The sequence below is a fragment of the Streptomyces sp. NPDC127097 genome, assembly GCF_042724075.1.
GTDB lineage: Bacteria > Actinomycetota > Actinomycetes > Streptomycetales > Streptomycetaceae > Streptomyces.
Window position 1 is genome coordinate 24,208 of the sequence record NZ_JBHXFI010000008.1, and the last position, 19,937, is coordinate 44,144.

The window sequence follows — 19,937 nt, forward strand, 5'->3', positions numbered from 1 at the left end:
GGGTCCCGGCATGGCGGTGCCCACCAGCGTGCGCTGGGGAGTCCGGCCGTGCGGGTGTCCGCCCTCCCCGTTGTTCTTCCCGCAACCGGGCGTTGCCGCACGCTTCCCGTGGGAGGCTCCGCGCGCCGCACCGTTCCGCCGATGACATCCCGTTACGCGGCATACGTCCTTACTCAGGCATCATCCAGCACAATGCGGTATATGACCGCCCATCAGCAGGACCGAGCAGGGGACCGAGCGAAGCGCCGCGGCGGCGCCCGGGTGCGGCTGCCGGACCGGTCGGGGCGCCGCGCGGCCCGTGGCACGGCGGTGCGGGCGGCCCGCCGTACCCGTCTCGCCCTCGTCGTCCTGGCCGGGCTCACCGGGGCGGCGGCACTGGCCGGCTGTGGGGACCCGGAGGTCTTCACCGGCGGCAAACCGCCCTCCCCGGAGGGGACGATCACGGTCGTCCCGCACAACGGCGCGCGCGGTGTACGGGCCGACGGGCGGTTCGAGGTCCGGGTGCCGGCGGGGCGGCTGGAGCGGGTGGCGGTCAGCCGGACCGGTGACGCCGCCCGGCGGCCCGTCGCCGGGCGGATCTCACCGGACGGCCTGACCTGGCGGCCCGCCCCCGGGCGCCTCCGGCTCGGCGCGAAGTACACCGTCGACGCGGTCGCGCTGGACGGCGCCGGCCGCCGCTTCGCCCGCCACACCAGCTTCACCACGGCCGCCCCCGCCCGCCACGTCGTCGGCCACTTCTCGCCCCAGCGCGATGCCACCGTGGGCACCGGCCTGATCTTCTCGATGGTCTTCAGCCGGCCGATCGCCGACCGCGCGGCCGTCGAACGCGCCGTCCGGGTCAGCGCCCGGCCCGGCGTCGAGATCGCCGCCCACTGGTTCGGCCGCCGGCGGCTGGACTTCCGGCCCCGCGACCGCTGGCGGCCGGGCACCGAGATCACCGTGCAGCTGCGGCTGCGCGGGGTGAAGGCCGCCCCGGGCGCCTACGGGACCCAGCGCCGCACCGTCCGCTACCGGGTGGGCCGGGATCAGGTCAGCACCATCGATGCCGCCCGGCACACCATGACCGTGCGGCAGAACGGCCGGGTCGTGGCGGTGCTGCCGGTCACCGCGGGCGACGACGAGAGCCCCACGTACAACGGGCGGATGGTGATCCTGGAGCGCCATTCGATGACGCGGATGGACGGCGACACCGTCGGCTTCGGCGGCGAGTACGACATCCCGGACGTGCCGCACGCCATGCGCCTCACCAGGTCGGGGACCTTCCTGCACGGCAACTACTGGGCGCCGCCCGAGGTCTTCGGCGGCGTCAACACCAGCCATGGCTGCGTCGGGCTGAAGGACATCAAGGGCGGCGGCCCGAACACCCCGGCCGGCTGGTTCTTCGGCCACTCGATCGTCGGCGACACCGTGGTGGTGCACAACTCCCCGGAGCGCACGGTCGCCCCGGACAACGGCCTCGGTGGCTGGAACATGCCGTGGGGGTTGTGGCGGGCCGGGACCGCGCTGCGCTGACCCGCGCGCGGCCGTCCGCGGCAAGTGCCCCGCACCACCCCCGCACTTGGGACTAAACAGTGACATTCACGGGGAGTTCACTGTCACCGCGGTGTGGTTATCTAACGGCAAGCGCGCGGCTGTCCGCATCCGCGGGCGGGGGACCGCGGGCCGTGCGAGGGGAAAAGGGGCCAGTCGTGAACGTCCAGCCGAATTCGGGGGTGCCGGCTCGCCGGCGTCGGTGGCCGCACCGGAGCGGGGGCCCGCTCGCCGTGCTGCTCGCCGCCGTGCTGCTGCTGGTGGCGGGCTGTGGTGGCGATGACGGTGACGGCAAGAAGGCCGGCAAGGCGGGCGGGGACAAGGACGCCTCGCAGGCCGCCGTGACGATAGCGCCCAAGGACGGCGCGGACGAGGTCGCCACGAGCGGCGCGCTGAAGGTGACCGCCCAGAAAGGCCGGCTCAAGTCCGTCAAGGTCAAGGACGGCAAGGGCAATGAGGTCGACGGGAAGATATCGGGCGACGGCGCCATGTGGAAGCCGAGCGGCCACCTGGGCGCCTCGACGAAGTACACCGTCGACGCGATAGCGGTGGACGGCCAGGGCCGGGAGGCCGCCGAGCACTCCGGCTTCACCACCCTCGTCCCCAAGAACACCTTCATCGGCCAGTACAGCCCCGAGAACGGCCAGCGGGTCGGCGTCGGGATGCCGGTCTCGATCCGCTTCACCCGCGGCATCACCGACCCCAAGGCCGTCGAGGACGCCATCAAGGTCAGCGCCAAGCCGTCGGTCCCGGTCGAGGGCCACTGGTTCGGCAACGACCGGCTCGACTTCCGCCCCGAGAAGTACTGGGCTCCCGGCACCAAGGTCACCCTCAAGCTCGACCTCAACGGCGTCGAGGGCCGGCCCGGTGTCTACGGCACCCAGGCCAAGGAGGTCTCGTTCACCGTCGGCCGCAGCCAGGTCAGCACGGTCGACGCCAAGTCGAAGCAGATGACCGTGGTCCGCGACGGGAAGACGGTCAAGACCATCCCGATCACCTCGGGCGCGCCGGGCACCGAGACGTACAACGGCAAGATGGTGATCAGCGAGAAGCACCTCGTGACGCGGATGAACGGGGACACCGTCGGCTTCGGCGGGGAGTACGACATCAAGGACGTGCCGCATGCGATGCGGCTGAGCACGTCCGGCACCTTCATCCACGGCAACTACTGGTCGGGCCGCGCGGCGTTCGGCACCCGCAACGCCAGCCACGGCTGTGTGGGCCTGTTCGACCAGCGCGGCGGCGGTGACGGCTCCACCCCGGCGGCGTGGTTCTTCCGCAACTCCGTCATCGGCGATGTGGTCGTCGTCAAGAACTCGCATGACGAAACGATCCAGCCCGACAACGGCTTCAGCGACTGGAACATGTCCTGGGAGAAGTGGAAGGCCGAGCAGTAGGCCGCCCCGTAGGACGGCCGGAAGGCGACCGGGCCCGCTGCACTGTGACCGAGTGCACCGGGCCCGGCGTCGTTAACGCGTACTAACCTTCCGGCATGACTGTGAATCTCGAGGTCGCCGACGGCGTCGGCACCATCCGCCTGGACCGTCCGCCGATGAACGCACTGGACATCGCCACCCAGGACCGGCTGCGCGAGCTGGCCGAGGAGGCCACCCGCCGCGATGACGTCCGCGCGGTCGTCATCTGGGGCGGGGAGAAGGTGTTCGCGGCCGGCGCGGACATCAAGGAAATGCAGGTCATGGATCACGCGGCGATGGTCGTGCGGTCCAAGGCGCTCCAGGACTCGTTCACCGCCGTGGCCCGGATCCCCAAGCCGGTGGTCGCCGCGATCACCGGCTATGCGCTGGGTGGCGGCTGCGAGCTGGCGCTCTGTGCCGACTTCCGGATCGCGGCCGACAACGCCAAGCTCGGTCAGCCGGAGATCCTGCTGGGGCTCATCCCGGGCGCCGGCGGCACCCAGCGGCTGGCGCGGCTGGTGGGCCCGTCCAAGGCCAAGGACCTGATCTTCACCGGCCGTCAGGTGAAGGCCGACGAGGCGCTCGCCCTCGGTCTGGTCGACCGGGTGGTGCCGGCCGCCGAGGTCTACGAGCAGGCGCACGCCTGGGCCGCGCGGCTGGCGGCCGGTCCCGCGCTGGCGCTGCGGGCCGCGAAGGAATCGGTCGACGGTGGTCTGGAGGCCGACATCGACACCGGCCTCACCATTGAACGCAACTGGTTCGCGGGGCTGTTCGCGACCGAGGACCGGGAGACCGGCATGCGCAGCTTCGTCGAGGAAGGTCCGGGCAAGGCCAAGTTCCGCTGAAACAACTGGTGTTGACGGGACATCTGAGGTTTGGCCGGGACGTGATGCCCCTTGTGGGGGAATGATGCATCACTTAATTACGCCTTAAGCCAGCCTTGTTGAGGCTTTCCGTCCGCCCTGTGGATGCCGAGCGTCGTCGCAGGTCAGCAGGTGCGACCCGGAACCTTAACTGCCTTTGGCATATGTCTCGGCGCGGGGATGGAACCGGCGATTCCGGACAGCGGATTCCGTCGGTTCCACCTTCGTGACCGTCAAGTAACGGCCATGATGGGGGGCATGGCGGGCCTCGAAGGAATGGAGCAGCCGCGGCCGCGGAGCGAACCGGCCGCCGCAGGGCGGGGCACCCCCGGCGCGGACCGGGACCGGGACCGGACCCCGGCTCCCCGCAGACCGGTGTCCGCGGCAGCCGAACCGGCCGGCGATCCGACCCTCGGTGAGGTCCGGCTCCCCTCCCGCCCCCAGTCCGCCGGTATCGCCCGCCGGCTCACCGCCGCCGTCCTCCTCAAGCAGTGGTCCCTGACGCCCCAGCTCGCCGAGCATGCCGTGCTGCTCGTCTCCGAGCTCGTCGGCAACGCCGTACGGCACACCGGCGCCCGCACCTTCGGGCTGCGGATGCTGCGCCGCCGTGGCTGGATCCGCATCGAGGTGCGCGACCCGTCCCGCGGACTGCCGTGTCTCATGCCGGTGCAGGAGATGGACCTCAGCGGCCGCGGTCTCTTCCTCGTCGACACGCTCTCCGAACGCTGGGGCGTGGATCTGCTGCCCCGCGGCAAGACCACCTGGTTCGAGATGCGGATCGCCGACCGCTGAACACCGGGCCCCGGCCCGGCCGGTCGGCCCGCGACAGGCGACGGGCTCCGGCGGTGCTCCGCTCGCGCGGGGACGATCCGTAGGATGGGTTGTTCATGCTCGTGCGAGGTACGGAGAGGGAGGGACATGCATTCCGTGCGCCGGTCGGCCGCGCTGACGCTGCTGCTCCTCCTCGCCGTCACCTTCGGGCCGCTGCTGTGCCGGATCGGCGGCGACCAGGCATGGCTGGCGGGCCGGGCGGCGACGGCCGCGGCGGACCGGCGGACGGGTGACGCGACGCCCGTGGCCGCCCCGGACACCACGGGCCCGGCGGACCGGACCGCCACCGCGCGCCAGGCCACCGCCCCTCCGGCCACCGCGCAGCACGGCCCGCGGCTCGACCCCGCCGCCCCGCTCGCCGTCGCCAAGGCGCCCAAGAGGTGCTCGGACCGGCATGCGCCGGGGCCCGACGAGACCGTCCCGCTGCCCGCACCGCACCGCGGTGAGCCCCTCGCCCCCGCCACCGTCGGCCCGGGGCCGCTCGCCGTGGATCTGCCCGCGCAGTGCGCGCTCGCCCGGCCACCGACGGACAGCGCGTCCGTCATCGACCACACCGCGCTCCTCCCCGTACTGCGGATATAGGCCGCTGCCCCGACGCACCCGGCCTTGAATTCCCCCTCCGTACGTCTGGAGCTTCCGCATGCCCGTTTCCGCCTCTCCCACCCGCAAACTGGCCGCCGTCGGCGCGGTCATCGCCCTCGTCGTCGCCCTGATCGCCCTCGCCGTCGCCGTCGGCTCGTCCGTCGAGGGCGACCGCGACACCGGCCGCACCGATGCGCCCGAGGCCGCCGCCTCCACCGACCCCCAGGTGGACCCCGCCCAGCAGAAGATGTTCGACGACCTCGCCAAGCGGACCAGCCGGCGCGCGGACGGCGACCCGCTGGCCATCGGCAAGAAGGACGCCCCGGTGGTCCTCGTCGAATACGCCGACTACCAGTGCTCGTTCTGCGGCCGGTTCACCCGGGAGACCCAGCCCGGCCTGATCAAGAAGTTCGTCGACAAGGGCACCCTGCGCATCGAATTCCGCAACTTCACCGTCTTCGGCGCGCACTCCGAGCGGGCCGCCCGCGCCTCCTGGGCCGCCGGGCAGCAGGGAAAGTTCTGGCAGCTGCACGACGAGCTGTACGCCAAGACCCGCAAGGGCGCGGCACTCGCCGAGGACAAGCTCGTCGAGATGGCCCGTAAGAGCGGCGTGGACGACCTCGACAAGTTCCGTACCGACATGAACAGCGCGGACGCCGAGCGGGCGCTGAAGAAGGATCAGGACGAGGGCTACCAGCTCGGGGTGCAGTCCACCCCGTCCTTCCTGGTCAACGGCCGTCCGGTGGCCGGGGCCCAGCCCCAGGAGGTCTTCGCACAGGCCATCGAGGAGGCGGCGGCACGGGCGAAGCACGGCACGGCGGACAAGGGAGCCGGCGAATGACCGACATCGGCTATCTCGCGGCGTTCCTGGGCGGCGCGCTCGCGCTGCTCAGCCCGTGCAGCGCACTGCTGCTGCCGGCGTTCTTCGCGTACTCCCTGTCCACGCCCGGCCGGCTGGTCGCCCGTACCGGCGTGTTCTATCTGGGACTGGCCACCACACTGGTGCCGCTCGGCGCGGCCAGTACGGCGGCCAGCCGGCTGTTCAACGGCCACCGCGATCTGCTGATCGCCGTCGGCGGCTGGGTCGTCATCGCGATGGGCCTCGCCCAGATCCTCGGCCTGGGCTTCGCCTCCCGGCGCGCCCAGGCCGCCGCCGCGCGGATCACCCCGCGGTCGGCCGTCTCGACCTTCCTGCTCGGCTGTGTCTACGGCCTGGCCGGGTTCTGCGCGGGGCCGATCCTCGGCGCGGTGCTGACGGTGACGGCGGTCAGCGGCTCACCGGTGTACGGCGCCTCGATGCTCGCCGTCTACGCGCTGGGCATGGCGCTGCCGCTGTTCGTACTGGCGCTGCTGTGGGACCGCTGCAAGCTCGGCACCCGGGGCTGGCTGCGGGGCCGTGAATTCACCCTCGGCAGGCTGCGGTTGCACACCACCTCGCTGCTGTCCGGGGTGTTCTTCATCGGTATCGGCGTGCTGTTCCTGCGCTTCAACGGGACCAGCGCGCTGCCCGGCATCCTCGACGCGGACAGCGAATTCCGGGCCGAGGAGTGGGCCACACGGATCGGCAACGGCGTCCCGGACGCCGTACTGATCGCGATCGCCGCGCTGGTCGTCGCCGGGGTGCTCGGCCGGCTCGCGCTACGGCCGGAGAAGAAGCGGGAGGGGGGCGAGTAGGGGGGCGGGACGGGGCGTTGGGGGACCGGCCGTTGGGGGACGGGCCGACGTGGCCCGACGGGCGGGAGGCGGGGCAGCGCGCGCCCCAGCCCCGTCCTCCCGCCTCGTCGTTCCCGGCCCCCCGGCGGTTCACCGCCCCGTCGTTCCCGGGCCCCGGCCGGTTCACCGGCCCGCGGTGCCGGCTCCCGGCCTCACAGCCACACGTTGTCGTTGACCGAGCCCAGGCCCGTGCCGGACAGCCGCCGGTGGAGGGCCAGCGCCTGATCCTCGGTCAGCGAGGCGACATGGTCCGCGGCGGCCCGCAGCCGGTCGCCGTGCAGCGCCAGCTCCTCGGCGCGGTCCGGCGGCAGCAGCTCGGGGGCGTCATGGCTCCAGCGCAGCAGCTCGCTCACCACCCGCCGCTTGCCGTGCTGCTGGGTGGCCAGCGCCGGCCGGTCGATGACATAGCACCACACCAGCTCCTTGAGCAGATCACAGGCGGCACGCCGGTCCGCCGGGATCACCAGCTGCGCCCCGTAGCGGATCGCCGCCGCGCCGCCCACCTCCAGCTCGATGCCGCGGGTGAAGTACGAGATCAGATCCGCGGTGCGGCGATTGACCGCCACCGCGTCCTCATGGCTGCCGCTGTACGGGGCGGGCACCGCCAGCCGCTTGCCGATGTCCTCCATCATCACCAGCGCGGCCGCCCGGTCGAACGCCTCGCCGGCCCGCGCCCGCTTGGCCTGCACATAGTCCAGGAAGCGGCGGGTCTCCCGCTCGGTGTCGCTGCCCGCGGCGCCGTCCGGCGGGAACAGCGCGGCCAGCGGGATCAGGCCCGTGCGGTAGAAGTCCTCGACGTCATGGCAGGCGTAGGTGACATCGTCCGCCCAGTCCATGACCTGTTCCTCGACCGGTACGGCGGTGTCCGTACGGCCGTACCGCACCCAGGAGAACGCCTCCCGGTCGGCGACGTACACGCCCCACTTCACATGCCGCGCCGGATCCTGGTCGACGGGCGCCCGCTCCCACGGGTACTTCGTGGCGGCGTCCAGACAGGCGCGGGTCAGATGCAGCCCGCGGTGGCCCGGGTATTTGTGGGCGGCGAGGAAGGTCAGCACCCGCAGGGTCTGTGCATTGCCCTCGAAGCTGTCGAGCACACCGTCCGCGAAGTGCAGTTCGTCCATCGTGGCGCGCAGCGCCAGCTCACCCGCGTGCCCGAAGGGCGGATGGCCGATGTCATGCGCCATGCACGCCGCCTCGACGAGCGCCGGATTCGGCCCGCCGTACTGCCGCTCCAGCCGCTCCGCCATCCGCCGGCCGAGCTGCGCCACCTTCATCGAGTGCGTCAGCCGGGTGTGGTACGCGCCCAGCTCGGCGCTCGCCACCACCTGGCTCTTGCCGGCCAGCGCCCGCCACTGCGTCGAGTACAGGATCCGGTCGACGTCATGCTCGAACCCGGACCGCTGCCCGTCGTCGGGCACCCGTCGCTGGAGAGAGTGCTGCTCTAGATCCTCATCGCTGTATGTGGCAGGTCGCATGCGCGGATGGTAGTCCTGCCCCGTTCACCGGGGCCCCTCCCGGGCCCCCGGCAGCCACCGGCTCTAGGCACTGAGGCGTCTCCGCCAGCGCGGATGCGGTCGGGCATACGGGCGGGTGTGCGGAGGGTGGGCGTCCGCCCGGCGGCGGCGGTCGTTGCAGAGCAGGCACTTTCCGTAGCCCGGCGGAAGGGGATCTTCCGGGTCGCCGTACAACGGGTCGACCGCACCGTGCGGATGCAGGGCGCAGCCGGTCGGGCCGGTCGCCGAGCCCAGCGAGCTGGCGGCGGTCAGTGCTTGGCGGAGGACGTCGACGAGCCGGTCCGCGTCACGCCGGGTGGGTGCGGACTGCATGGCCGAGGCAAGGTCGGAGGCGGTGGTCAGCGCGGTCTGGAGTTCGCGCAGGTTTGCGTAACCCATGTCCCGGAGCGTAGGCGGACCCACTGACAGTTGATCTTCCGATCGCACTTCGCGGCTTCCCATGGCCGGATGCATGCCCGCTCACACCCACGATTTAGCACCGGGATGATGACGGTCCCCTAGCCGGGCCATGACATGACGGTGCGGGGGCGGGGCGGGGCGGCGCTGCGAGCCCGTCCGCCCGGCCCCGCCCCAGCCCGCCGGCACGCATCCCCTCAAGGCGCGATCGGCAGTGCCCGCTTGTGCTCCGTGAGGTGGTAGCGGCGGACGATCGCCTGGGCGGCTGCGGCGTCGACCGGCTTGCCCTCCAGGAAGTCGTCGATCTGGTCGTAGCTCACGCCGAGCGCGTCCTCGTCCGGCTTGCCCGGGTCGAGCGTCTCCAGGTCGGCCGTGGGCACCTTGTGGACGAGTTCCTTCGGGGCGCCCAGTGCCGCCGAGACGGCGCGTACCCGGCGCTTGGTGAGTCCGGTGAGCGGTACGACATCGGCCGCGCCGTCGCCGAACTTGGTGAAGAAGCCGGAGACCGCCTCGGCCGCGTGGTCGGTGCCGACGACCAGGCCGTCGTGCGCACCGGCGACCGCGTACTGCGCGATCATGCGCTGCCGGGCCTTGATGTTGCCCTGGACGAAGTCCTGGTGGTGGGCGTCGCGGAAGGTGAGCCCGCCGTCCAGCGCGGCCTGGAGCGCCGCGTCGCTGGCCGGGCCGATGTCGACGGTCAGCTCACGGTCGGCGCGGATGAACTCCAGCGCCCGCTGGGCGTCCTTCTCGTCCGCCTGGACGCCGTACGGCAGCCGCATCGCGTAGAAGGTCGCGTCGTGCCCGGCGGCGCGGGCCCGCTCCACGGCCAGCTGGCAGAGCCGGCCCGTGGTCGTGGAGTCGACGCCGCCGCTGATGCCCAGGACGAGCGAGCGCAGGCCCGTGGAGGTCAGCCGCTCTGTGAGGAAGGTCACCCGGCGCTCGATTTCCTGCTCGGCGTCGAAGGACGCGGTCACCTGGAGATCCCGGGCGATCTCCTGTTGCAGGGCCTTGGACGCCGGGTCGGTCACGGATGCTCCTCTTGTCTCGTGCTGCGTCGCGCGGTGGTCGTGACGCGCTGTTCCTGTGCCCCGTACGCAGCGTTTTCCGCCCGCTCGCGTGCGGTGCCCGGCGACGCGAATCAGCGTGCCGGTAGGAAACCTTATGCCGGGTGCGCCCACTTCTTGAGGGCGGCCTTGGAGGAGAAGTCCGCGACGTCCTTGTCCAGTGGGTGGTCGGTGTACTGATGGATGCGCCACTTCGCCTTGATCCGCGGGTGCCCGGCGGTGACGTAGTCGGCGATCCACAGGCCGTCGGCCGCGTAGGACGTGGTGTCGTGGTGGAGCCAGAAGTCGCGGTTGCAGTAGAGCATCACCCGGTGCGTGGGGCGCAGCCTTTTCACCTCGCGCAGGAACTGGTCCTTCTGCGCATTGCTCGCATAGGTCCCCTCGCCGGTGCGCTCCCAGTCGCAGGCCAGAATGTCGCCCTGGACCGAGGCGCACTTCTCGACGAAGTATTTCGCCTGGGCGGCGATATTGCCCGGCCACAGAAAGTGGTAGAAACCGACCACGCAGCCCGCTTTACGGGCCTTTGACGCCTGCGCCGATTGGTGCGGGTTGATGTAGGAGCGGCCTTCTGTGGCCTTGACGAAAACGAAGTCCAGCCCCTCGGTGGAATACGAGGTGTTGTAGGAGCTGACATCGACACCATGCAGCATGAGCGGCCTCCTGCCCTCGGACCTGCGGATTCGAAGCGTCAACTGCTCGAAGCGCCAACTGCGTTGCCGTGTTCCGGGCGTCCGGTGATCGGCAATTCGGTGATCCGGTGGTGATCCCGTGCTGTGATCCAGCGATCCAGCGATCCAGCAATCCCGTGATCAAGTGATCCAGTGATTCCGCGTTCCGTGCGATTCCGTTCGTTTCCAGCAGTTCAGCATGTTCGCTACCGGGGACGCCAGAGAAGGGACGGGAAGTTCCTTGTGACGCGGTCAAGTTGAGGCGGGAACGGTCCCGCCGGCCGGACCGGCCCCGCCATCCGGGGCGGTCGCCTCAGTGCCGCAGGGCGCGTCGCAGCAGCCGTCGTGCGCGGGCGCGGATCCGAGCCATGGCGCGCTGCCGGGCCCGCCGTCCGCGCGTGGACCGCAGTTCCCCGAAGAGGAGTTGATACCGCTCGGCGATCGGCTCCGGGTCGTAGCGGTGCGAGCTCTCCCGCGCGGCCGCGGCCATCTCGCGGCGGCGCTGCGGGGCCTCGATGAGCTCCAGCAGGGCGTCGGTCAGCGCCGGGCCGTCGCCGCGCGGCACCAGCAGCCCGTCCGTACCGTCGTGAATGATCTCGGCCGGGCCCAGCGGGCAGTCGGTGCTGACGACCGGCACCCCGCAGCGCATCGCCTCGACGAGGGTCATGCCGAACGACTCGGCGTCCGAGGCCGAGGCGACGATCGACGCCTTGGCGAACTCCGCCTCGATCGGTGAGCGCGGCCCGGTCAGCTCGGCCTGCCCGCCCAGCCCGAGCCCGTCGATCAGCCCCTGGAGCCGGGCCCGCTCGGCGCCGCCGCCGTGTATCCGCAGCCGCCAGTCGGGGTGCTTGGCGGCGACCCCGGCGAACGCCTCTATCAGCAGGTCGAAGCGCTTGCCGCGGACCAGCCGGCCGGCCGCCGCGATCACCTTCGAGGTGCCCTCGGACGGCGGACCGGCCGGCGCGGGCACGATGTTGGGCACCGCCAGCACCCGTACGCCGGGCAGCGGCATCCGTGCCCGGTAGACGGCGGCGTCCGCCTCTGTGGTGGTGACCACGGCGTCCAGCGTCCGGTAGTGGCGGGCGAGTTCGGCGCGCAGCCGCTTGCTGTGCGCGTCGTGCCGGAGGTGCTCCTGGGCGATCCGCAGCGCCCGGCGGGGACCGAACCGGGCCAGGTAGACATTGATGCCGGGCCGGGTGCCGATCAGCACGTCCGCGTCGGTGGTCCGCAGCAGCTCCGCGGCGCGGACGTCGACCAGCCGGCTGTACTGGTGGTGCCGCTTCTCGGCGAGCGGGAAGTCCCGCGCGGGCTCACCGAAGAGCGGGTCGGCCATGTCCTCGCTGCCGACCCGGGTGTCCACCAGCGGGATCAGCCGCACCCGGGGGTCCACGGTGAACCGCGGGACCTCGCGGTGCCGCAGCATCGAGACGATCTCGACGTCGTGCCGGTCGGCGAGCGCGGCGGCGAGGTTGAGGGTGGTGCGGACCGTGCCGCCGATGGCATAGGCGTTGTGCAGCAGGAGGGTGATCTTCATGCGGTGTGGTGTCTTCCCCGAGGTGTGCCGAGTCATTCCGACCGGCCGGTACCTGCGCGGCCGGTCGCCGCGACCGGCCCGTCCGGCACGGGGCCACCGTGTCGCCACGGGGTAAGCCGATGGCGTGGCCCGGGTGAGAGCCCGGTAAGAACCAGGGGTGAGAGCCGGGTAAGAAAGCCGCCGCCCCACCGGCCGCCGGTCCGCGCACCGCCGGGCCCTTGGCAGACTTGCCGGGTGACCCATTCCGTACTGCTCGCCGAGGACGACCGCCCCATCCGGACCGCGCTGGAGCGTGCGCTGACCCTGGAGGGCTACCAGGTCACGGCCGTCGCCGACGGCATCCAGGCGCTGGCCGCCGCGCACCGCGAGCGGCCGGATGTGATCCTGCTGGACGTGATGATGCCGGGGATAGACGGGCTCCAGGTGTGCCAGGTGCTACGGGCCGAGCAGGACCGCACCCCGATCCTGATGCTGACCGCCCGGGTCGAGACCGCGGACCGGATCGCCGGCCTGGACGCCGGGGCGGACGACTACGTGGTCAAGCCGTTCGAGGTCGAGGAGGTCTTCGCCCGGCTGCGGGCGCTGCTGCGGCGGACGACGGCCGGGGCGGCCGGGGCGGACGACGGCGCGGGGCCGGGGACCGGTCCGGACGCTGCCGAGGAGCCCGGCGAGGCGGGTGGGGGCGCGGAGGCGGGCGGGGCGTACGAGGCCAGGGTGGCGGACAGCGGTGTCGTCGAGGCCGCGGATCTGCGGATCGACGGGCCCTCGCGCCGTGCCTGGCGCGGCGAGCGGGAGCTGGAGCTGACCCGGACCGAGTTCGAGCTGCTGGAGCTGCTGGCCCGTAACGCCGGGATCGTGCTGGACCATTCGACGATCTACGACCGGATCTGGGGCTACGACTTCGGGCCGGGCTCGAAGAACCTCGCGGTGTACGTGGGCTATCTGCGGCGCAAGGTCGACGTCCCGGGCAGCCGCCCGCTGATCCACACGGTGCGTGGCGTCGGTTACGTGCTGCGGGAGGACTGAGATGTCCGGGCCCCGTGACCGCGCCGGGAGCGGCACCCGCGGCGGAAGCGGTCCGCGCGCCGGCCGCCGCCGGCTGTGGGTCCGGCTGTGCGCCCGGCTGCGTTCCTGGCGGCGCGGCGGGTCGGCGGCCTGGGTGCGCACCCGCAGGCCGGCCAGTCTGCGCACCGCCTTCGCGGTGGCGTTCGCGGCCGGCGCCGCGGCGGTGACCGTCCTCGTCGGCTTCCTCAGCTACGACGCGGCGGCCCGGCTGGTACGGGTCGATGAGAAGTCGGTGTTCTCACAGGTCGTACGGGACCTGCGGACCCAGGTCCAGGAGAAGCCGTTCTGGCCCGCCGACTACGCGACCGCCGACCCCGACCACGACGGGCCGCGCGACGACCTCACCCGGCCCAGCCGTACCGAGGTGCAGATCCTGGGGGCCGGCGGCCAGATCGTGGAGCGGGGGCGCCCGGTGCTCCCGGCCGGTGCCGCGGAGCGCCGGATCGCCGACGACGACCGGGCGGGCCTGCACGCGGAGCGGGAGGCGGACATCGGCGACGAGGAGTACCACGTCGCGACCGTCGCGCTCGGCGGCGGCCGCGGGGCGGTCCAGGTCGCCCAGAAGTTCAGCGAGACCGAGGATCTGCTCTCCGCGCTCCAGCAGCGCACCGCCCTGCTGGCCGCCGTGGTCATCGCGCTGGCCGGTGCGGGCGGCTGGTGGCTGGCGCGGCGGATCACCGGCCGGCTGGTACGGCTGACCGCGGTCGCCGAGAGCGTGGCGGAGCACGGGCGGCTGGACGTCCCGGTGCCGGTGGCCGGGCGCGACGAGGTCGCCCGGCTCGGCCGGGCCTTCGACGACATGCTCGGCCGGCTGGCCAGCGCCGTCCAGGACCAGCAGCGCCTCGTCCAGGACGCCGGCCACGAGCTGCGCACCCCGCTGACCTCGCTCCGTACGAACATCTCGCTGCTGAAGCGGTTCGAGGAACTGCCGCCGGACGCCCGCGAGGAGCTGCTGGCCGATCTTGCGGGCGAGGCCCGGGAACTCAGCGATCTGGTCAATGAGCTGGTGGATCTGGCCGCCGGACAGCGGGACGACGACCCGCTCGCCGAGGTGGGGCTGGCCGAGGTCGCGGAGAAGGCGGCCGCCTCGGCCCGCCGCCGCACCGGCCGCGAGATCACCGTACGCACCGTGCGCCCGGCGGTGGTCGAGGGCCGGCCCGCCGCGCTGCACCGTGCGCTCACCAACCTGCTGGAGAACGCCGCCAAGTTCGACGCGGGCGGCACGGCGCCGATCGAGGTCGTGGTCACGGGCGCCCGGATCGAGGTCCTGGACCGCGGTCCCGGGATCGAGGACGCCGACCTCACCCGGGTCTTCGACCGCTTCTACCGCGCCGCGGCCGCCCGGGGTCTGCCCGGCTCCGGCCTCGGCCTCGCCATCGTCCGCGAGATCGCCACCGCCCACGGCGGCCATGCCTTCGCCACCCACCGCCCCGGAGGGGGCGCCACCCTGGGCTTCACGGTCGGCACCGGCACGGGGACGGGGGCGGGGCCGGGGAGCAGCACGGGTTCCGGCGGCGGCGCCCATGCGGAGACCGGGGGGCCGGGCTCCTAGGAACCGGCGTCACCCCTTGAGGGGGGCCGGATCAGGAAGCGTCCCCGGCCCCGGGCTGCGGCCCCCGGCGCGCGCCGTCCCCCGCCCCTCCGAGCAGCTTCCGCAGCAACTCCTCGTCCTCGCCGGTCAGTTGGGAGACGAAGCGGGCGAGCGCGGTGCCGCGGTCGTGCTGCTTGTCGAGCTCATGGCGCATCCGCCGGGCGGTGAGCCCCGCGGAGTCCTCTATGGGCGAGTACACGAAGCCCCGGCCCGCCCGGGAGCGGGACACCGCCCCCTTGTCGTGCAGTCGGGTGAGGATCGTGGTGACGGTGGTGCGCGCGAGCCGCCCGCCCAGGGCGGTCTGCACCTCGGCGGGGCTCAGCGGGCCCTCGGCCGCCCACAGCGCCGCGAGCACGCTCGCCTCCAGCTCGCCGGACGGGCGCCGCCGCACCGGTGATGTCTCCGCCATGGCACGCCCTCCACCTGTTCGTCGTCTACAGTGCCGTAGACCGTTACAGTGCCGTAGACCGTCTCTGTGACGGTAGTCGGTCGGGCCGGTCGCACGGCAGGCCCGCAACCCATGGTCAAAGGGGCCGCCGACATGGCCGTAGCCGCCGCCTTTCCGCGGGTGAGAAGGGTCGCCCAGGCCGTGGACGCGGCCGCCGTCGGCTCCCTGCCCGCGCAGCCCGGAGCGCTCGCCACCGCCGTCGCACCGTGTGCCGGGACCAGCCTCCAAGACACCCGCCTGCACTCTCCGGCGGCCGTACGGTGACCGCCTCGGGACGGGAATCGGGACCGGAATCGGGACCGGAACCGGCAGCGCCGGAGCCACGGCCGGCGCCGGTCCCGCGCCGCGATACCGCCGTCCTCCTCACCGTCGCCGCGGTCTGTGCGGCGCTCTTCGCCGCCACGGCCGTGGCCGTATCCGTACGGCACGGCGTTCCGTTCGCCGCCGAACAGGCCGCCGTCCGCTGGTCCGCCGCGCACCGCGGGGAGCCGGCGCACTCCCTGGCCGGGGCGCTGACCGCCACCGGCAGCGGTCCGGTCCCGTATCTGATGGCGGTGCTCGCCGGCCTGCTGGCCGGCCGGCGGGTGCGCGGGCGGCTGCGCGCGGTGTGCTGTGCCGTCGTGGTCCTCGCCGCCGGCCAGGCGATCCGCTACGGCCTGATGGAGCTGCTCGCCCGCCCCCGCCCGCCGGTCGTCGACTGGACCGGCCCCGCCTCCGGATACGCGTTCCCCTCCGGCCACGCCACCACCTCGGCGCTGGCGGCCGGAATCCTGGCCTGGGGCATCGCCCGCCGGGCCCGCCCCGCCGTGGCCCGCACCTGGTGCGTGGTGCTCGCCCTCTGGGCCGCCGGCGTCGGCCTCACCCGCGTCCACCTGGGCGTCCACTGGCCCGGCGATGTCCTCGGCGGCTGGTTCCTGGCGGCCGGGCTGCTCGCCCTCGCGCTGCTTCTGGAGCCGTTCGCCCTCCGCCGGCCGGACCGCGCCTGACCGGTCCGGTCCACGCCCCGCGCCCACACGGCCCGGCGCCCGGCCGCGCCCCGCGGTACCCATTCCCATGAATAGCTGACGATCGGACCAGGTCTTCCCCAAGGCGGCATGGACGTGTCCCGGGCCGAGCAGCACTGTCCTGGGCGCCGGGACGGCGAAGCGATCCGGCCACGGCGCCGCTCACGGCACGTACCACCGCACCACCAGGGGGAACGCACCGATGAACCAGCCACTCGACACCCCGCCGCCGTGGCGCACCGCCGGCGCGCACGCCGCGTCCCACGGGCGCTGTCCGGCCGCCGCCGCCAAGGACCCCACACCGTGCGAGGGACCACGGGACGCGGCCACCATCGTCGACCGCCACGGCCGGGAGTCCGCCGGCTGTGTCCACCACTGCGCCCGCCTGCTGGCCGGCCTCGAAGGCGCCCGGGTCCACCCCTTCGTCCCCGCACCCCAGGCCCTGGACGTCTACTCCCGGGCCCGCGAACTCCCGCCCTTCGCCTGGGAGATCGGCAGATAGCCCCCGGGAATGCCGGCTTGGTGCCGGGCCGGGGCGCGATGTCGGCCACCGCGCCCGGGCCCGGTACCTGTCAGCACTCGATGATGTTGACGGCCAGGCCGCCCCGCGCCGTCTCCTTGTACTTGACGCTCATGTCGGCGCCGGTGTCCTTCATGGTCTTGATGACCTTGTCGAGGGACACGTGGTGGCGGCCGTCGCCGCGCAGCGCCATCCGGGCGGCGGTGACGGCCTTGACGGCGGCCATGCCGTTGCGCTCGATGCACGGGATCTGGACGAGGCCGCCGACGGGGTCGCAGGTCAGGCCGAGGTTGTGCTCCATGCCGATCTCGGCGGCGTTCTCGACCTGCTCGGGGGAGCCGCCCAGGACCTCGGCGAGGCCGCCGGCGGCCATGGAGCAGGCCGAGCCGACCTCGCCCTGGCAGCCGACCTCGGCGCCGGAGATGGAGGCGTTCTCCTTGAAGAGCATGCCGATGGCGCCGGCCGCGAGCAGGAAGCGGACGACCCCGTCCTCGTCCGCGCCGGGCACGAAGTTGATGTAGTAGTGCAGGACGGCGGGGATGATGCCGGCCGCGCCGTTGGTGGGGGCGGTCACCACCCGGCCGCCGGCCGCGTTCTCCTCGTTCACGGCCATCGCGTAGAGCGTGGTCCACTCCATCGCGCGGGCGGTGGCATCGCCCTCGGAGCGCAGCTGCCGGGCGGAGTGCGCGGCGCGGCGGCGGACCTTCAGACCGCCGGGCAGGATGCCCTCACGGCTCGTCCCGCGGGTCACACACGCCTGCATGACCTGCCAGATCTCCAGCAGCCCGGCGCGGATCTCGTCCTCGGTGCGCCATGCCTTCTCGTTCTCCAGCATGAGGGCGGAGATCGACAGGCCGGTGTCCTGGGCCAGCCGCAGCAGCTCGTCGCCGGTGCGGAAGGGGTGGGTCAGGACGGTGTCGTCCGGCACGATCGGGTTCTCGCCGGCGACGGCGTCCTCGTCGACGACGAAGCCGCCGCCCACCGAGTAGTACGTCTTCTCCAGCAGGGGGGCGTCCGCGGCGTCGTAGGCGAAGAGCGTCATGCCGTTCGCGTGGTAGGGCAGCGCGCGGCGGCGGTGCAGGATCAGCTCGGCCGACTCGTCGAAGTCGATCTCGTGGGCGCTGCCTATTTCGGCGCCCAGCAGCCGCAGCCGCTTGGTGCTGCGGATGCGCTCGACCTCGTCGTCGGCGGATTCGACATCGACGGTGCGGGGGGAGTGGCCTTCGAGGCCGAGGAGGACGGCCTTGGGGGTGCCGTGGCCGTGGCCGGTGGCGCCGAGTGAGCCGAAGAGCTCGGCGCGGACGCGGACCGTCTGGGAGAGCAGGCCGTCCTTCTTGAGGCGTCCGGCGAACATCCGGGCGGCGCGCATCGGGCCGACGGTGTGGGAGCTGGAGGGGCCGATGCCGATGGAGAAGAGGTCGAAGACGGAGATGGCCACGGGGGCGGACTCCCTTGTCTGCTCGTGGTGGACGGTGGAGCAATGGGGCAGGAGGGGGTTTCTGCGCCGTTTGTCGAGCGTAACGCGGACGCGGCGCAGCGCCGTCGGACGGAAACCCTCGGGTGCCCGTCGTCAGGGGTAACAGTTGGTGTCGGGGTGGATACGGAGCCGGCAGCCGGCCGCGCGAGGGCCGGGCCGTCGAGGGCCCGGTGGCCGCGCGGGCGGGGGCCCGGCTTCCGGGTCCGGGTGGGGGCCGGGGCCCGGTGGACCGGTCCGCCGGCGGGGCTGTCGCCGTCCGCCGTGCCGGCATCGTGTGCCGCAGGTCTCACCGTAAGCCGCCGGGACCTGCGGAAGGGGGGAGGAGGGCCGGCGGCCGTGAGCCCGGGACGGTCGGCCCCGGGCTCACGCTCCGCGGCCCGTCGCCCGCCGGATGGCGGCGGGCGGGGGTTCAGCGGAGGTGACGCGTCACAGCGACGGGTAGAGCGGGAACTTGTCCGCGAGCGCGGTGACCCGGGCCTTGAGGGCGTCGGCGTCGTAGCTGGGCTTGAGGGCCTCGGCGATGATGTCGGCGACCTCGCGGAAGTCCTCGGCCTGGAAGCCACGGGTGGCCAGGGCCGGGGTGCCGATGCGCAGGCCGGAGGTGACCATCGGCGGGCGGGGGTCGTTCGGGATGGCGTTGCGGTTGACCGTGATGCCGACCTCGTGGAGGCGGTCCTCGGCCTGCTGGCCGTCCAGCTCGGAGTCGCGCAGGTCGACCAGGACGAGGTGGACATCGGTGCCGCCGGACAGGACCGAGACGCCGTGCTGCTTGACGTCGTCCTGCACCAGACGCTCGGCCAGGATGCGGGCGCCGTCCAGGGTGCGCTGCTGGCGCTCCTTGAAGTCGTCGGAGGCGGCGACCTTGAAGGAGACGGCCTTGGCGGCGATGACATGCTCCAGCGGACCGCCCTGCTGGCCGGGGAAGACCGCGGAGTTGATCTTCTTGGCGAGCTCCTGGGTGGAGAGGATCACACCGCCGCGGGGGCCGCCGAGGGTCTTGTGGGTGGTGGTGGTGACCACGTGGGCGTGCGGCACGGGGGAGGGGTGCAGGCCCGCCGCCACCAGACCGGCGAAGTGCGCCATGTCGACCATGAGGTAGGCGCCGACCTCGTCCGCGATCCGGCGGAAGGCGGCGAAGTCGAGCTGGCGGGGGTAGGCGGACCAGCCGGCGACGATCAGCTTGGGGCGGTGCTCCTTGGCGAGGCGCTCGACCTCCTCCATGTCGACCAGGTTGGTCTTCTCGTCGACGTGGTAGGGCACCACGTTGTAGAGCTTGCCGCTGAAGTTGATCTTCATGCCGTGGGTCAGGTGCCCGCCGTGGGCGAGGTTCAGACCCAGGATGGTGTCGCCCGGCTTGATCAGCGCGAACATGGCCGCGGCGTTGGCCTGGGCGCCGGAGTGCGGCTGCACGTTGGCGGCCTCGGCACCGAAGAGCGCCTTGATGCGGTCGATGGCGATCTGCTCGACCACGTCGACGTGCTCACAGCCGCCGTAGTAGCGGCGGCCGGGGTAGCCCTCGGCGTACTTGTTGGTGAGGACGGAGCCCTGGGCCTCCATGACGGCGACGGGGGCGAAGTTCTCCGACGCGATCATTTCGAGGGTGGACTGCTGGCGGTGGAGCTCGGCGTCGACGGCGGCGGCGACGTCGGGGTCGAGCTCGTGGAGGGAGCTGTTGAGAAGCGACATGAGAGTTCCTGGGGAGTCAGGGGCGCGAGGCGG

20 protein-coding genes are annotated in these 19,937 nt (G+C 72.8%); 12 read left to right on the forward strand and 8 right to left on the reverse strand.

Going from position 1 to position 19,937, the window contains the following annotated elements:
* Positions 1-201 precede the first annotated feature (201 nt).
* The 7 genes from ACFWJW_RS09290 to ACFWJW_RS09320 all read left to right on the forward strand — a co-directional run bounded on the left by ACFWJW_RS09290 (position 202) and on the right by ACFWJW_RS09320 (position 6,895).
* Positions 202-1,512 carry an Ig-like domain-containing protein gene (locus tag ACFWJW_RS09290; RefSeq protein ID WP_387237025.1) on the forward strand — a complete coding sequence of 437 codons (1,311 nt, stop codon included), beginning with the start codon at positions 202-204 and terminating at the stop codon, positions 1,510-1,512.
* A 176-nt stretch (positions 1,513-1,688) separates the two neighbouring features.
* Entirely contained in the window at positions 1,689-2,927 is a 1,239-nt protein-coding gene (locus ACFWJW_RS09295) for an Ig-like domain-containing protein (protein WP_387237028.1), read from the forward strand.
* Between the two features lie 95 nt (positions 2,928-3,022).
* A complete protein-coding gene (locus ACFWJW_RS09300; protein ID WP_387237031.1) occupies positions 3,023-3,790 on the forward strand; it encodes an enoyl-CoA hydratase/isomerase family protein in 768 nt (255 codons plus the stop codon).
* A 264-nt stretch (positions 3,791-4,054) separates the two neighbouring features.
* Positions 4,055-4,600, forward strand: a complete 546-nt coding sequence (locus ACFWJW_RS09305; RefSeq protein WP_387237034.1) for an ATP-binding protein — start codon at positions 4,055-4,057, stop codon at positions 4,598-4,600.
* Between the two features lie 126 nt (positions 4,601-4,726).
* Complete coding sequence (locus ACFWJW_RS09310) at positions 4,727-5,221, forward strand: hypothetical protein (protein ID WP_387237037.1); 495 nt, start codon at positions 4,727-4,729, stop codon at positions 5,219-5,221.
* A 58-nt stretch (positions 5,222-5,279) separates the two neighbouring features.
* Positions 5,280-6,062, forward strand: coding sequence for a DsbA family protein (locus ACFWJW_RS09315; RefSeq protein WP_387237040.1), 783 nt, complete (start codon positions 5,280-5,282; stop codon positions 6,060-6,062).
* Positions 6,059-6,895 (forward strand): cytochrome c biogenesis CcdA family protein, encoded by an 837-nt coding sequence (locus tag ACFWJW_RS09320; protein ID WP_387237043.1) that lies wholly within the window; start codon positions 6,059-6,061, stop codon positions 6,893-6,895. Before ACFWJW_RS09315 ends, ACFWJW_RS09320 begins: the two co-directional genes overlap by 4 nt.
* A 191-nt stretch (positions 6,896-7,086) precedes the next feature.
* Here ACFWJW_RS09320 and dgt read toward each other — a convergent pair whose 3' ends face one another.
* From dgt to ACFWJW_RS09345, 5 genes are all read right to left on the reverse strand, one after another.
* Positions 7,087-8,412: a dGTP triphosphohydrolase gene (gene dgt / locus ACFWJW_RS09325; protein ID WP_387237046.1), complete on the reverse strand. Its 1,326-nt coding sequence runs from the start codon at positions 8,410-8,412 to the stop codon at positions 7,087-7,089.
* A gap of 63 nt (positions 8,413-8,475) precedes the next feature.
* Positions 8,476-8,829 carry a hypothetical protein gene (locus tag ACFWJW_RS09330; RefSeq protein ID WP_387237049.1) on the reverse strand — a complete coding sequence of 118 codons (354 nt, stop codon included), beginning with the start codon at positions 8,827-8,829 and terminating at the stop codon, positions 8,476-8,478.
* Positions 8,830-9,044: 215 nt separating this feature from the next.
* Complete coding sequence (gene nadE / locus ACFWJW_RS09335; protein ID WP_387237051.1) at positions 9,045-9,875, reverse strand: ammonia-dependent NAD(+) synthetase; 831 nt, start codon at positions 9,873-9,875, stop codon at positions 9,045-9,047.
* 131 nt (positions 9,876-10,006) lie between these two features.
* Complete coding sequence (locus ACFWJW_RS09340) at positions 10,007-10,561, reverse strand: GH25 family lysozyme (RefSeq protein ID WP_387237054.1); 555 nt, start codon at positions 10,559-10,561, stop codon at positions 10,007-10,009.
* A 331-nt stretch (positions 10,562-10,892) separates the two neighbouring features.
* Complete coding sequence (locus tag ACFWJW_RS09345) at positions 10,893-12,113, reverse strand: glycosyltransferase (RefSeq protein ID WP_387237057.1); 1,221 nt, start codon at positions 12,111-12,113, stop codon at positions 10,893-10,895.
* A gap of 234 nt (positions 12,114-12,347) precedes the next feature.
* Between ACFWJW_RS09345 and ACFWJW_RS09350 the strand changes: the two genes are divergently transcribed.
* A complete protein-coding gene (locus tag ACFWJW_RS09350) occupies positions 12,348-13,139 on the forward strand; it encodes a response regulator transcription factor (protein WP_387237060.1) in 792 nt (263 codons plus the stop codon).
* A gap of 1 nt (position 13,140) precedes the next feature.
* Positions 13,141-14,730, forward strand: coding sequence for an ATP-binding protein (locus ACFWJW_RS09355; protein WP_387237063.1), 1,590 nt, complete (start codon positions 13,141-13,143; stop codon positions 14,728-14,730).
* 31 nt (positions 14,731-14,761) lie between these two features.
* On the opposite strand, the gene ACFWJW_RS09360 is transcribed toward ACFWJW_RS09355, so the two are convergent.
* Positions 14,762-15,178, reverse strand: a complete 417-nt coding sequence (locus tag ACFWJW_RS09360) for a BlaI/MecI/CopY family transcriptional regulator (RefSeq protein ID WP_387237066.1) — start codon at positions 15,176-15,178, stop codon at positions 14,762-14,764.
* A gap of 132 nt (positions 15,179-15,310) precedes the next feature.
* Here ACFWJW_RS09360 and ACFWJW_RS09365 point away from each other — a divergent pair, with 132 nt between their 5' ends.
* The 3 genes from ACFWJW_RS09365 (at position 15,311) to ACFWJW_RS09375 (ending at position 16,723) form a co-directional block, all read left to right on the forward strand.
* Positions 15,311-15,481 (forward strand): hypothetical protein, encoded by a 171-nt coding sequence (locus ACFWJW_RS09365; RefSeq protein ID WP_387237069.1) that lies wholly within the window; start codon positions 15,311-15,313, stop codon positions 15,479-15,481.
* A complete protein-coding gene (locus tag ACFWJW_RS09370) occupies positions 15,478-16,203 on the forward strand; it encodes a phosphatase PAP2 family protein (RefSeq protein ID WP_387237071.1) in 726 nt (241 codons plus the stop codon). Before ACFWJW_RS09365 ends, ACFWJW_RS09370 begins: the two co-directional genes overlap by 4 nt.
* A gap of 220 nt (positions 16,204-16,423) precedes the next feature.
* Positions 16,424-16,723 (forward strand): hypothetical protein, encoded by a 300-nt coding sequence (locus tag ACFWJW_RS09375; protein WP_387237075.1) that lies wholly within the window; start codon positions 16,424-16,426, stop codon positions 16,721-16,723.
* 70 nt (positions 16,724-16,793) lie between these two features.
* Here ACFWJW_RS09375 and ACFWJW_RS09380 read toward each other — a convergent pair whose 3' ends face one another.
* The gene (locus tag ACFWJW_RS09380) at positions 16,794-18,179 is read right to left on the reverse strand and encodes an L-serine ammonia-lyase (RefSeq protein WP_387237078.1); all 1,386 of its coding nucleotides are present in this window, start codon (positions 18,177-18,179) and stop codon (positions 16,794-16,796) included.
* A 465-nt stretch (positions 18,180-18,644) separates the two neighbouring features.
* A complete protein-coding gene (glyA, locus tag ACFWJW_RS09385) occupies positions 18,645-19,904 on the reverse strand; it encodes a serine hydroxymethyltransferase (protein ID WP_042149005.1) in 1,260 nt (419 codons plus the stop codon).
* Positions 19,905-19,937 lie beyond the last annotated feature (33 nt).